Annotated in this window: 13 protein-coding genes; 10 read left to right on the top strand and 3 right to left on the bottom strand. The window is 64.0% G+C overall.

Annotated elements, in window-relative coordinates:
• The 3 genes from Q2M23_RS01650 to dctP form a co-directional block, all read right to left on the bottom strand.
• Positions 1–330, bottom strand: a 330-nt coding sequence (locus Q2M23_RS01650; RefSeq protein ID WP_316393878.1) for a TRAP transporter large permease subunit, incomplete at its 3' end; no start/stop codon positions are given.
• Between the two features lie 107 nt (positions 331–437).
• A complete protein-coding gene (locus tag Q2M23_RS01655; protein ID WP_057017373.1) occupies positions 438–941 on the bottom strand; it encodes a TRAP transporter small permease in 504 nt (167 codons plus the stop codon).
• A gap of 9 nt (positions 942–950) precedes the next feature.
• Complete coding sequence (gene dctP, locus Q2M23_RS01660; RefSeq protein ID WP_316393881.1) at positions 951–1,973, bottom strand: TRAP transporter substrate-binding protein DctP; 1,023 nt, start codon at positions 1,971–1,973, stop codon at positions 951–953.
• Positions 1,974–2,377: 404 nt separating this feature from the next.
• Here dctP and Q2M23_RS01665 point away from each other — a divergent pair, with 404 nt between their 5' ends.
• The 10 genes from Q2M23_RS01665 (at position 2,378) to Q2M23_RS01710 (ending at position 12,080) form a co-directional block, all read left to right on the top strand.
• Positions 2,378–3,538 carry an ABC transporter substrate-binding protein gene (locus tag Q2M23_RS01665; protein ID WP_253625491.1) on the top strand — a complete coding sequence of 387 codons (1,161 nt, stop codon included), beginning with the start codon at positions 2,378–2,380 and terminating at the stop codon, positions 3,536–3,538.
• Between the two features lie 10 nt (positions 3,539–3,548).
• Positions 3,549–4,415, top strand: coding sequence for a branched-chain amino acid ABC transporter permease (locus Q2M23_RS01670; protein ID WP_028333424.1), 867 nt, complete (start codon positions 3,549–3,551; stop codon positions 4,413–4,415).
• A 4-nt stretch (positions 4,416–4,419) separates the two neighbouring features.
• On the top strand, positions 4,420–5,457 hold the full coding sequence (locus Q2M23_RS01675; protein WP_028333423.1) for a branched-chain amino acid ABC transporter permease: 1,038 nt from the start codon (positions 4,420–4,422) through the stop codon (positions 5,455–5,457).
• Positions 5,454–6,212 carry an ABC transporter ATP-binding protein gene (locus tag Q2M23_RS01680; protein WP_076826880.1) on the top strand — a complete coding sequence of 253 codons (759 nt, stop codon included), beginning with the start codon at positions 5,454–5,456 and terminating at the stop codon, positions 6,210–6,212. Before Q2M23_RS01675 ends, Q2M23_RS01680 begins: the two co-directional genes overlap by 4 nt.
• Positions 6,212–6,904: an ABC transporter ATP-binding protein gene (locus Q2M23_RS01685; RefSeq protein ID WP_050387518.1), complete on the top strand. Its 693-nt coding sequence runs from the start codon at positions 6,212–6,214 to the stop codon at positions 6,902–6,904. Before Q2M23_RS01680 ends, Q2M23_RS01685 begins: the two co-directional genes overlap by 1 nt.
• Positions 6,904–8,298 carry an MmgE/PrpD family protein gene (locus Q2M23_RS01690; protein ID WP_076826882.1) on the top strand — a complete coding sequence of 465 codons (1,395 nt, stop codon included), beginning with the start codon at positions 6,904–6,906 and terminating at the stop codon, positions 8,296–8,298. The genes Q2M23_RS01685 and Q2M23_RS01690 overlap by 1 nt, the downstream gene beginning before the upstream one ends.
• Positions 8,295–9,104 carry an SDR family NAD(P)-dependent oxidoreductase gene (locus tag Q2M23_RS01695; RefSeq protein WP_057017379.1) on the top strand — a complete coding sequence of 270 codons (810 nt, stop codon included), beginning with the start codon at positions 8,295–8,297 and terminating at the stop codon, positions 9,102–9,104. The genes Q2M23_RS01690 and Q2M23_RS01695 overlap by 4 nt, the downstream gene beginning before the upstream one ends.
• Positions 9,105–9,183: 79 nt before the next feature.
• Positions 9,184–10,347, top strand: coding sequence for a CoA transferase (locus Q2M23_RS01700; RefSeq protein WP_316393890.1), 1,164 nt, complete (start codon positions 9,184–9,186; stop codon positions 10,345–10,347).
• Entirely contained in the window at positions 10,337–11,131 is a 795-nt protein-coding gene (locus tag Q2M23_RS01705) for an enoyl-CoA hydratase/isomerase family protein (RefSeq protein WP_316393891.1), read from the top strand. Before Q2M23_RS01700 ends, Q2M23_RS01705 begins: the two co-directional genes overlap by 11 nt.
• Positions 11,132–11,144: 13 nt before the next feature.
• Positions 11,145–12,080, top strand: coding sequence for a hydroxymethylglutaryl-CoA lyase (locus tag Q2M23_RS01710; RefSeq protein WP_057017382.1), 936 nt, complete (start codon positions 11,145–11,147; stop codon positions 12,078–12,080).
• Position 12,081: the final 1 nt, after the last annotated feature.

Consider the following 12,081-nt stretch of genomic DNA (forward strand, 5'->3'; position numbering starts at 1 on the left):
TAGCCATGTCGTTCTGTGAGCCAAGGAGTTGAGTGTTATAGTTGTCTTCCTAAGACCGCTTGGCCTCCGACTTCCGAACCAGGCGATTGCGACATCGACCAGCGCTTTGGCGACGCCGCCGCGCCGCATGAATGCGGCGGCCATCACGAACAGGGGCAAGGCCATCAGTGTGCTGGAATTCATTTCATCGGCGATCTTCTGCGCGATCGCCACCAGAGGCTGGTCGCTGAAGCCGAACAGGACCGCCGCGCAGAGACCCAACACCAGAAAGATCGGCATTCCCGCGCAGAGCAGCCCGAAGAACATCAGCAGGAAAAGCATCGTCCACATCGTGTCGGTCTCGTTGTTGCTGGACCTGAAGCGTCCCGATGCGGGACCACGACGGTCAGTTTGCCGATGGCAGATCGGTCATCAAGACGGCTGACGTCGTCGATCGCTCAGTGATCGTGAACGGCGATGACCATGGTGGCGGGATCGAAGCGGAATACGAGCAAATAAAGCTTGATGACGTAGCGCAACAGCATCAGCACGGCGCCGGTCAGGATGGCCGAGTAGTAGATCCACATCGGGAATTCGAGGCCCGTGATGCTGCGCTCGTCGAGGCTGCGGGCGACATCCGCAACCTGGAAGCCGCAATAGGCCAGGCCGCCACAAAACAAGATCGCGACACAGCAGTTGAATGCCTCGACCCATCTTTGCCCTTGCGGCGGCAACAGTCGCAGCACGACGTCGGGCCTGACATGCCCATCGGTCCGGACCAACTGGCTCGACGCCAGAAACACCGCCCAGACCGTCAGATAGACCACTACCTCCTCGCCATTGATGAAGGCGAAGTTCTTGTTCACGTAGCGACCGATGACCTGAGCGGTCCCGACCGTCAGCGCGGCGGCACCAAGAACTCCTATCAACAGGAGTTCAAGCCTGTTCCAGATCTTCATCATGGGTGGCAATCAATGGCCGACGGTCGTTACATCCGCCTGCACCTGCAGCAGCAAGGCGGGCGAAATCCGCAACTCCTTCGCGATGCCGTCCTGCAAAGGCAGCATCTTGGCGCGGACCGCAGCGAGCGCGCTCTCGGACGGCGAAACGAACACGATGCCGTTCTTTTCCAGCGTGTGGCGCGCCTCGGTCTGAGCTTCTTCCATACTCTTGCGGTAGGCCTGGATGTTCTCCTGCCAGAGGTCGACGACCAGCTTCTGGAGATCCGGCGGCAGCTTCTTGTAGAAGCTCTCGCTGATCATCGGCACGTAGAACCCGACGAATTCGCGATCCGCAAATCCATATTTCACGCCGGATTCCCAGAGCTTTGCGCTGGCAAGGCTTTCATCGGTCGAGCTCAGCCCGTCGAACGTGCCTTGCGAGAGCGCCAGCGGAACGTCCGGCCAGGCTGTGACGTTCGGTGTTGCATTGAAGAACTTGGCTCGCGCCGATTGTCCGGCACCGCCGGAGTTGCGGATCTTCATGCCGGCCTGATCGGCGAAGTCGCGGATCGCCTTGTTGGTGCTGTAGGTGTTTTGATATCCGAGCTGCAGCCAGGGGCCGAGCAATTTGACATCGAGCTTGCTCTCGAATTGCTTGTTGATGATCTCGCCGATCTTGCCGTCGGCAGCAGCATAGACCACCGGGTAGGGCTGCCCGAAAAATGCCGGCAGCTGGAAGACGTCTGCATCGGGGACGAAGCCGGTCAGCACCCAGGTGCCGGGGATCGCCATCTCGACGGCGCCCTGACGCAGCGCCTTCACCACGTCGCGGTCGCGAAACAACTGGCCGCTGTGGAACAGCTCGGTCGGGATCCGGCCGCCGGATTTTTCCTGCAGCTTCTTCAGGTAGTCGGCGGCAGACAATGTCCGTCCGTGTGTCGCCGACGTGTCCACCGAAGCCCGCAGCTTGAACTGAGGTTCAGCTGCTAGCGCTCCCTGGCTGCACTGAATCGCAAGCACGGCAAGCACGGCCGTCACGGCGCACCGCATCATCGAGTTTCTCCCCTTGGCCGTCGTCTTCTGTCCGCGACGGGTCACGGAAGCTAACGGGCAGGTTAGGTTGATTCAAGTGGAACGTTTCATTGCATAGGTGTGTCAGTAGCGGTGCGTCGTTTGGAGTTTCTGATGGATCATTCGATCGACAGGGGAAATTACTGTTATTATTCATGTTTATTGCATGTCCAGAACGTTGGCTCATCTCAAGCATAGCTGATCTGCCCTATTTTTCATGAAACGTTTCATTGACAAGGCGACCTCCGCGCGCCTAGCGTCCCGGCGCCGAGCGATACGCGCGGCCCCGGGGCGAACGCTTCGGGTTTCCACGCAACAAGTGGACGGCGCATGAGCCGCAACAAATTACGGGGGGAGTGATGAGCACTACGCGGAGAAATCTGCTGTTGTCTGGCATCGCCGTCGGCGCTGCGCTGGCCAGTTCGAATGTCTCGGTGATGGCGGCGGGACAGGAATTGACGCTCGGCGTCGTCGGCGTTCTGTCGGGTCCCGCTGCGCAATGGGGCCTCGCGCTGCGCGGCGCGGTCGAACTCGTCGCCGCCGAGGCCAACCGGGACGGCCTGATCAAGGTCGACGGGGCGCCATGCAAGGTCAACGTCGTTGCCATCGACAGCAAATACACGGCCGAAGGCGCCGCCGCTGCAGCCAACACGTTGGCAGGGCAGGGCGTTAAATTCATCATCGGCCCGATCGGCTCGCCCGAGCTCACCGGCGTGAAGCCGATCGCCAAGCGCAATTCGATGCTGGTGATGGGCAACGGCTACGCCAAGGATGCGCTGTCGCCGCAGTTGCCACTGGTGTTCCACATGGGGCCGGGTCCTTCGGGCTGGGCCGAGCCGATCATCAAGATCGCCAAGCAGAAGTTCGGCATGAAGAGCGTGGTGCTGGTCGCGCCGAACGACCAGGGTGGCACGGATATCGCGAGCGTCGACGCCGACGCATACAAGAGAACCGGCATCACCGCTTCCGAAGAATATTATCAGCGTGGCACCACCAATTTCGCGCCGATCGTGACCCGGATCATGAACGCGAAGCCCGACGCCGTCGATCTCGCTTCATCGCCCCCTGGCGACGCCGGCATCATCGTGAAGCAATTGCGTCAGGCTGGCTTTGAGGGACCGATCGGACGTCTCGGCGGTCCGGGATACACCGAAATCTCCCGCGTCGCCGGTGGCGACGAGGTGCTGAAGGACTTCTATTGGTACGAGCCGGTTCTCATCGACGAGAAAGTGCAAATGATCGCCGACGAGTACAAGAAGCTGCTCGGTGCCGAGCGGCCGGAAAACAATCTGTTCTTTCAGTGGGTCTCCGCCGCCCGCATGGTAACCAAAGCCATCGCCAAGGCCGGTACCATCTCGGACACGGCCAAGGTTGCCGAGGCCCTGCGATCGTTGCCGGTTGAGGATCCCAATATCGGTCCCGGTCACTGGATCGGGCAGGATTTCTTCGGCATCAACCAGGAACTGTCGTTCCCGTTCGGTGTCGGACTCGTGGAAAAAGGCAAGCTGCAACCGACCATCAGGGTCGAAGCGGCCGGCGGCAAGTAGCGGGTACTCCGTGCAAGGTTTTGTCGCCACCTGCCTCATCGGCATCAGCCTGGGTGCGCAGTACGCGCTGCTCGCCCTCGGCTTCACCCTGATCTTCGGCATTCTGGGAGTCGTCAATTTCGCGCATGGCGGCTTCTACGTTCTCGGAGGATATCTCGCCTATTCCGCGGTGACCTATCTTGGCATGCCCTACGCGCTGGCGGTGATCTGCGCGGCGCTGGGCACCACGCTGCTCGGATTCCTGTTCGAACGCTTCGTGCTGGATCGCGTGATCGACGATCATCTGGCGACGCTGATGCTGACGCTCGGCCTCTATTTGATGATGTCGAGCGGCATATTGGTGGTGTTCGGACCGCAATCTCCGGCCTTCGCCTTTCCATTGACCGGTGTCATTCACGGCCATGGCTTCTTTGTGCCGATCGAGAATCTCGTGGTGCTGGGCGTCTGCATCGTCGGGATCCTGTCGATCTACGGCCTGATCTATTACACCGATTTCGGCCGCGCGCTGCGAGCGCTGGCCGATGACCGCGCGGTGGCGACAGCGCAGGGACTGCGTCCCGCGATTCTGTTCCCGGCTGCCTTCGCCCTGGCGACGGGGCTCGCCGGCCTCACCGGCGCGCTGGTCACACCGATCCTGTCGCTCGCGCCGCATATCGGCGATCCTGTGCTGGCGACGTCCTTCCTGATCGTCATTCTCGGCGGTCTCGGTAGCGTCGGTGGTGCGACAGTCGCGGCTTTCATCGTCGGCATGGCGGAGGCGTTCTCTGCGGTCTATCTCGGTGGCTCGAAGGGCGCACTCGCGCTGTTCGTGCTCGTCCTGGTCATGCTGGTCGTCAAGCCATCGGGTCTTTTCGGTCACCGGGTTCGGGGAGCTTGAGCACATGACAGCCCGCACCCTTTCCAAGCGCGGCGACCTGGCCGAGGCAGCAAGCGTCGTGGTCATCGCGGCCGCTTTCGTAGTTCCCTGGCTCAGCCAGAACCCGATGGTCTATTCACTGGCCAACCAGATGCTGATCGCGATTACGGCCGCGTTCAGCGTCTACATCATGCTGCGCATGAATCTGATGACCTTCGCGGTGCCGACCTTCATGGCGATCGGCGGTTACACCGTCGCGATCCTGGGGCTTCGTCACGGCGTGACCGATGTGCTGCTGCTGGGGCTTGCGAGCTTCGTGGTGCCGGCGCTGTTTGCGCTGCCGCTCGGCGCGCTGGTGCTCCGTCTGACCGGCGTCTATTTCGTGCTGGTCACGTTCGTCCTCACCGAGATCACGCAACTGTTGCTGTTTGAAACGCCGGGGTGGACCGGCGGGTCCAATGGACTGGTCGGCATGCCGGCCGTGACGCTGTTCGGGCTGGAGCTCGCCGACAACCGCGCGGTGCTGCAGGTCACGATCGGGCTGGCGCTCGCCGGCGCTATCGTCACCGCTGCGGTGACCCGCACGCTGCGCCAGCATTTCGCGGCGATCGAGGAGAACGAACTGCTCGCCCAGAGTCTTGGTCTCGTCGTCTGGCACTACAAGGCGTTCGGCTTCGCCATCGCCGCGGGCGTATCCGGGCTCGCCGGCTTCGCCCTCGTCAACATGCTGCTCACGGCCCATCCGACCTCGTTCAGCGCGCTGTCATCGGTCAACTACATTGCCTATGCGATCATCGGTGGGAAGAGCAGCATGCTTGGCCCGGTTGTCGGTGGCGCCCTGCTGATCTGGGCAGGAGACGTCTTCGCATTGCGCGGGGAGTATTCCCAGTTCCTGTTCGGCTTCCTGATCGTGGTGGTGGTGCTGGTCGCGCGCGAGGGCGTCGTCGGGACGATCCATCGCCTCGGCGTCCGCGTGTTTTCGCCACCGTCGCCGTCGCGGTCTTCCACCGTCGCCTCGTCGCCGACGCTGAGTGTGCCCAATGCGATGGAGCCCCTGCAATGACGGCTGAACGCACCGGACGGACCGACGGCGGCGCGCTGCTCGAGGTCGCAGCCATCTCCAAGCGTTTCGGCGGGCTGCATGTCTTCGACAATGTCAGCTTCGCCATCCCGCCAGGCGACGTCCTTGGCGTCATAGGGCCGAACGGCGCCGGCAAGACCACGCTCATCAACGTCATTTGCGGCATGCTGCCGCCGACCATCGGCCGGGTGCGGCTCGACGGCAAGGATATGACCGGCAAGCCGCTGCATGCCGTCAGTCGCATGGGAATTATCCGCAGCTTCCAACAGACCAACACCTTCCGTACGGCATCGGTCCGCGAGAACATTTCGAGGGCCCTTCGCTTCAGCGGCAGTGGGCCCGGATGGGACAGCGTCGCGCCGCTGATCGACGAGTTCGAGCTCGAACCGCAGCTCGACGAGCAGAGCGACAAGCTGCCGTACGGGCTCCAGAAGATGCTGGGCCTTATTCTGGCTTGCGCCGCCCGGCCGAAAGTCCTCCTGCTCGACGAGCCGGCGGCCGGTCTCGAGCGGCGGGAGCGCCTGCGGGTCGATGCTTTCGTGCGCCACGTGAGGACGGAGCTCGGTTGCGGGGTCCTGATCGTCGAGCATGACATGGATCTCGTGCGCCGCCTCTGTCCAAGAATACTGGTGCTCGATTCCGGTCGTGTCCTGGCCGAGGGCGCTCCGGCCGACGTCCTGGCACGCAAGGATGTCATTGACGCCTATCTCGGGACAGTGGACGAGGAGGCGGCCTGATGCTGGCGGTGAAAGACCTCGAAGTCCGCTACGGCGGCATCACGGCAATCAGCGGCGTCTCGATCGACGTCGCCGAGGGCGAGACGGTGCTGCTGATCGGCGCCAATGGTGCCGGCAAGTCGAGCCTGATCAACGCCATCATCGGTCTGGTCCAGGCCTCGCATGGCAGCGTGCGCTTCGCGGGCCGTGATCTCAGTGCCGTATCCTGCGATGGGCGCGCGCGGGCCGGAATTGGGTATTCGCCCGAAGGGCGCCGCGTGTTCCCGACCATGTCGGTCGCTGACAACGTCCTGAGCGGCGCCTGCTGGCACGGCGGAGCGAGCCAGCGCCAAGCCTGGGCCTGGCTTTGTGGCATCTTTCCGATCCTGAAGGAGCGCGCCAGCCAGCCGGCCGGACAATTGTCGGGGGGACAACAGCAGATCGTCGCCTTGGCGCGCGCCATGAGTTCGTTTCCCAAGCTGCTGCTGCTGGATGAACCCTTCCTCGGGCTCGCGCCGGTGTGGATCGCGCAGATCAGCGAGGCGATCCGTCATATGCAACAGCGCGGCACGACCATTCTCATGACCGAGCAGATGGCGCGTCCGGCGCTCAAGCTTGCCACACGCGGCTACGTGATGCGCGGTGGCGAGGTCAGGCGGAGCGGCACCGTCGCCGAAATTCGCGACGTTGCGCTTGCCGAGGAGTATTTGTGATGTCCGCTACTTTGAACGCCACTGCGCTGCTCGGGACCTTCGCCGCAACGACGTCGGCGAGCGAACTGTCCCCGGATGTCGCCACGAAGGCAGCCATTTGCCTGCTGGACTCGCTGGGGCTCGCGCTCGCGGCGCGACACGAGCCGACGGCCGCGGCCGCGCGCGCGATGTCCGCGGAGGTGCTGCCTGGACCGCGCACCGCGCGCATCTGGGCGAGCGGCAAACATGCCGCGCTGTCCGAGGCGGTTCTCGCCAACGGCATTGCCGTTCACGCCCATTTTCAGGACGACACCGACCACGATTCATGGACGCACCCGGGATCCCTGATTGCGCCGGTCGCGGTGTCGCTTGGTGAAACGCTGGATGCGCCGCTGCGCACCGTATTGACCGCTCTCACGGTCGGCTATTCCACGCTCAAATGGCTTGGTGCGGGTGAAGTCGTTGCCCGCGGCCTGATCGGCAGGGGCGTGCGGACCAGCCCGACCTTCGGCACGATCGGTGCTGCGGCGGCGGCCGCAGCCGCACTTGGGCTCGATCCACCGAGGTCCACCAGCGCGGTTGCAATCGCGGCCTGCACGACCGGCGGCACGCTGGAGCCGGTGCGCTGCGGCTCCGATGAATGGCGCGTACAGAACGGGCGCGCCGCCCAGGGCGGGCTGGTGGCCGCGGAGCTTGCGGCGCGCGGCGTCCAGGGGGCGCCCGATGCGCTGGAAGGACCGAAGGGATTGTTGCGCTCGCTTGCCGGCCTCGATCGCACGCCAGAACAATGGCAGCGAGGCCCCGATGTCGCGACGATGATCGGCATCATGGCAAAGCCGTTCGCAACCCTGGGCGACAACATGTCGGCGGTGCTGGCGGCGCATATGCTTCACCGCGACGGCATCGATCTGTCGCAGGTGAAGCGGATCACCGTGACGATCTGGGAGCCCTATACGCAATATCCGGGAACGTCATTCAAGGGACCGTTCACGCGGACCGTGCAGACCCAGGCCAGCACCGCCTTTGCGGTCGCCGCCATGCTGCGCTACGGCCGCCTCGACTACGAGATGGGCGTCGAGCACCGCCAGGACCGGGAGATCATGGCACTCGTCGGAAAGACGATCGTCGAGCCGGACGCGGTCGGCACCCATCTCGACGCGACCGTCGAGTTGGAGATGGAAAATGGTGCGCGTCTTCGCCGGACCGCGCGCGAGGCGCCCAAGGTTCTGGTGTTCCAGGACGAAGCCCGCGCCACCGAGGTTTTCGATAGCCGCCTGGCCGGCACCGGAATTCCGGCCGGCGAAGGCGCCAGCCTTGCGGCCGAGGTTTTCGCCTCGGCACGTAGTGGCGGATCGATGCCTGTGCGCAGGCTGCTCGACCGCCTGACCCGATCTCAAAGGGATGCGATCAAATGAAACTTGGACTTGAAGGCAAGACTGCGATCGTCACCGGCGGCAGCAAGGGCATTGGTCTCGAGACCGTACGCTTGCTGGCGGAGGAGGGTGTCAAGGTTCTGGTCTGCGCGCGCCGCGAGGACGCGCTGGCCGAATGTCGTTCTGACGTCGAGCGGAGCACCGGCGTCAAGGTCGAAACGCTGTCGCTTGATGTGACGGATCTGAAGCAGATCGAGCGGCTGCCGGCGGTCGCCCGCGACCGTCTCGGCCGCGTCGACATCCTGGTCAACAATGCCGGCACGGGCACCTACAAGCCGTTCCTCGAAGTCACCGACGAGGAACTGCAATACGGCATGGCGATCAATTTCTTCGCTCAGTTCCGTATCTGTCAGCGCATCATCCCGATCATGATCGAGCAGAACGGCGGCGGCATCGTCAACGTGTCGGGCGAAACCGGGATCATGGTGACGATGCCGCCGTTCCTGTCGTCATGCACCGGTCCGGCCAAGTCGGCCGAAATCCGCTTCTCCAAGATTCTCGCCAACGAATTCGGGCCGCACAACATTCGCGTCAACTGCGTCGTTCCCGGTTTCGTCAATACTCCGGAACGTTTTGCAAAATGGGAGCGTGAGCTCGCCAAGCGCAATCTGGGCGAAGAGGAGGCGGAAGCCGAACGCAAGCGCTGGTCGGAAAATAACTCGATGCGCAACACGCGCTGGGGCACGCCGGAGGAACTCGCCAATTTGATCGTCTTCGCGCTGTCCGACCGCGCGAGCTTCGTCAACGGCGCGGTGCTGGTTGCCGACAATGCGCAGGACAAGTCGTGAAAGCGACGCCGCTCGACATGATGAATCGATTGATGACAACAGGAACGTCGGCGGCCCTTGCGGCAGCCGGGAGGATTTGATGGACGTTGACAAGCCGCTCGCTGGTATCACCGTGATTGAACTCGGACACAGCGTGGCCGCCCCCTATGCCGGATTGATTCTGGCCGATCTCGGCGCCCGTGTGATCAAGGTCGAAAATCCCAAGAGCGGCGATTATGCGCGTGGCTGGGGGCCGCCGTTCTGGAACGGAACGGCAAGTGTGTTCCATAGTCTCAATCGCGGCAAGGAAGGCATCACCGTCGATTTCGGCGCAGCGGAGGATTGCGAGAGGCTGAAGTCGCTGATCCTGAACGAGGCCGATGCCGTCATCCAGAATCTGCGGCCCGGCATTCTGGACAAGTTTGGTCTCACCGCGGATGCGCTCAGCGCCGCGAAGCCATCGCTGATCTGGTGCGACATCGGCGCGTTCGGCGCCAAGGGGCCGCTCGCCAGCAAGCCCGGCTACGATCCGCTCGCCCAGGCGAGCACCGGTATCATGAGCGTCACCGGCGAGGGCGGCCGGCCGCCGGTGCGTGTCGGCGTCTCGCTGGTCGACATGGGCTCCGGCATGTGGGCAGTGATCGGCATGCTCGCTGCGTTGGTGGCGCGCAACAAGGGCGGTCAGGGTCGCAGCGTTGCGACCTCGCTTTACGAGACCGGGCTCGCGTGGATGACCGTTCCACTGGCCGGCTATGCGGCGTCAGGTGAGGTGCGCAAGCCCTATGGATCGGGCACCGCGGAAATCGCGCCCTATCAGGCATTCGAGGCGTCCGACGGATGGCTGATGATTGCCGCCGGCAACGACAATCTGTTCCGCAAGCTGTGCGTGGCGTTGAGTCTCGAGGCGCTTGCGCATGATCCTGACTTCGCGACCAACGCGGCAAGGGTCGTCAACCGCGAACGACTGATCCCCCAAATCGCGGCCGCGGTGCGTAAGTATACGGCCGATGCGCTTGGCTTCATTCTCGACGGCGCCGGGGTTCCCAATGCACCGCTGCTGACCACCGATCAGGTTGCGGAGCATCCGCAAACCCGCGCCCTCGACATGATGGTGCGATGTGCTGGCGACGATATCGATCTTGTCGGCGTTCCGCTTGCCTTCGACGGTATGCGACCGCGCGCACGCACCGCTGCGCCGGCGCTCGGCCAGCACAATGCCATTCTTCGAAAGCCTGCGAGCAAGGGAGCCATCAATGCGAACTGATTTCCAGACCATCAAGGTCGAACGGCGTGATGGCGATATCCTGCTGGTGACCTTGCACCGGCCGGAAGCGTCGAATGCGATGAACACCCAGATGGGCCTCGATCTGGTGGAGCTGTTCGAGGGCTTCGCGACCGACATCGAGGGGTTGCGCGCGGTGATCCTGACCGGACACGGCGACAAGGCGTTCTGCGCCGGGGGCGATCTGAAGCAGCGCAACGGCATGACGGACGAGGCCTGGCAGGCGCAGCATCTGGTCTTCGAGCGCATGCTGCGCGCTCTGCTGGGCTGTCCGATTCCCGTGATCGGCGCGATCAATGGTGCGGCCTATGGCGGCGGCTGCGAGATCGCCGCGGCGCTCGACTTCGTCTACGCCTCGACCAATGCGCGCTTCGCGCTGACCGAAGTGACGCTCGGCATCATGCCGGGTGGCGGCGGCACGCAGAATCTGCCGCGCGCCGTCGGCGAGCGCCGCGCCAAGGAATTGATCCTGTCCGGGCAGCCGTTCTCGGCTGCCGAGGCCGAGCAGTGGGGGCTGGTCAATCGGGTGCTGCCGCCAGGGGAGTTGCTGGAGGCGACCTTCGCCATCGCCCATCGCATCGCTGCCAATGGCCCGATCTCGGTGCGCCAGGCCAAGCAGGCGATCCATCGCGGTTTGCAGATGTCGCTCGCCGATGGCCTCGCCTTCGAGATCGAGGCCTACAACCGTCTGGTCCCGACCGCGGACCGGCGCGAAGGGGTGCTGGCGTTCAATGAGCGCCGCAAACCCAACTTTCAAGGCAAGTAGGAGGAGGCGCGAAATGCGTGAGAAAGCTCATGTTCGCGAGGTCGGACCCCGCGACGGCATTCAGATGGTCAAAACCATCCTGCCGAGCGCGCGCAAGCTGGCCTGGTGCCGTGGCGCGGTGGAGGCCGGAATCCGCGAGATCGAGGTGACCTCATTCGTACCGGCCAAGGTGATCCCGCAATTTGCCGACGCGGAGGAGGTGGCCCGCGGCGCGCTGACAATGCCGGGCTTGCGGCCCTCGGTTCTGGTTCCGAATCTGAAGGGGGCCGAGCGCGCCTTCGCGCTCGGTGTGCCAATCGTCAACTACGTGCTGTCGGCGAGCGAGGAGCACAACCAGGCCAATGTTCGCCGCAGCACAGAAGAGTCGCTGCAGGACTTCGCGCGCATCGCCGCGGAGCGCGATCAGCGCCCCGGAGCACGAATCGGACTTGGTGCGGGCATCGCGACCGCGTTCGGCTGCACCATCTCGGGGACGGTATCGGAGGCACGAGTGGTCGAGATCGCGGTGCGACTCGCCGGGATGGGCGCCGACGAGATCATCGTCGCCGATACGGTCGGCTATGGCGATCCGGGTCAGGTCCGCCGCCTGATGGGCGCGGTGATCGCCGCGGTGCGCCCACTGCCGGTCGCCTGCCACTTCCACGACACGCGCGGTCTCGGTCTCGCCAATGTGACGGCGGCACTGGATGCGGGTGTACGCGCCTTCGACGCATCCCTCGCCGGACTCGGCGGCTGTCCGTTCGCACCCGGCGCCACCGGCAACATCGACACCGAGGATACCGTCTTCCTGCTCGAGCAACTCGGTTTCGATACCGGCGCCGATGTCGAGCGGCTGGTCGCCTTGCGACGCGAGGTCGAGAGCTGGCTGCCCGGCGAACGGTTCTCCGGCGCGATCGCCCGCGCCGGCCTGCCCAAAACGTTCCGCGTGTCGGCCAGCGCCGCCGCCTGAA

The organism is Bradyrhizobium sp. 33ap4, assembly GCF_032654765.1.
GTDB lineage: Bacteria > Pseudomonadota > Alphaproteobacteria > Rhizobiales > Xanthobacteraceae > Bradyrhizobium > Bradyrhizobium australafricanum.

Excerpts from the sequence above, each read along its gene's own strand:
- Q2M23_RS01655 (WP_057017373.1), bottom strand. The coding sequence starts at position 941 with ATGATGAAGATCTGGAACAGGCTTGAACTCCTGTTGATAGGAGTTCTT.
- dctP (WP_316393881.1), bottom strand. The coding sequence starts at position 1,973 with ATGATGCGGTGCGCCGTGACGGCCGTGCTTGCCGTGCTTGCGATTCAG.
- Q2M23_RS01675 (WP_028333423.1), top strand. The coding sequence starts at position 4,420 with ATGACAGCCCGCACCCTTTCCAAGCGCGGCGACCTGGCCGAGGCAGCA.
- Q2M23_RS01680 (WP_076826880.1), top strand. The coding sequence starts at position 5,454 with ATGACGGCTGAACGCACCGGACGGACCGACGGCGGCGCGCTGCTCGAG.
- Q2M23_RS01685 (WP_050387518.1), top strand. The coding sequence starts at position 6,212 with ATGCTGGCGGTGAAAGACCTCGAAGTCCGCTACGGCGGCATCACGGCA.
- Q2M23_RS01690 (WP_076826882.1), top strand. The coding sequence starts at position 6,904 with ATGTCCGCTACTTTGAACGCCACTGCGCTGCTCGGGACCTTCGCCGCA.
- Q2M23_RS01695 (WP_057017379.1), top strand. The coding sequence starts at position 8,295 with ATGAAACTTGGACTTGAAGGCAAGACTGCGATCGTCACCGGCGGCAGC.
- Q2M23_RS01700 (WP_316393890.1), top strand. The coding sequence starts at position 9,184 with ATGGACGTTGACAAGCCGCTCGCTGGTATCACCGTGATTGAACTCGGA.
- Q2M23_RS01705 (WP_316393891.1), top strand. The coding sequence starts at position 10,337 with ATGCGAACTGATTTCCAGACCATCAAGGTCGAACGGCGTGATGGCGAT.
- Q2M23_RS01710 (WP_057017382.1), top strand. The coding sequence starts at position 11,145 with ATGCGTGAGAAAGCTCATGTTCGCGAGGTCGGACCCCGCGACGGCATT.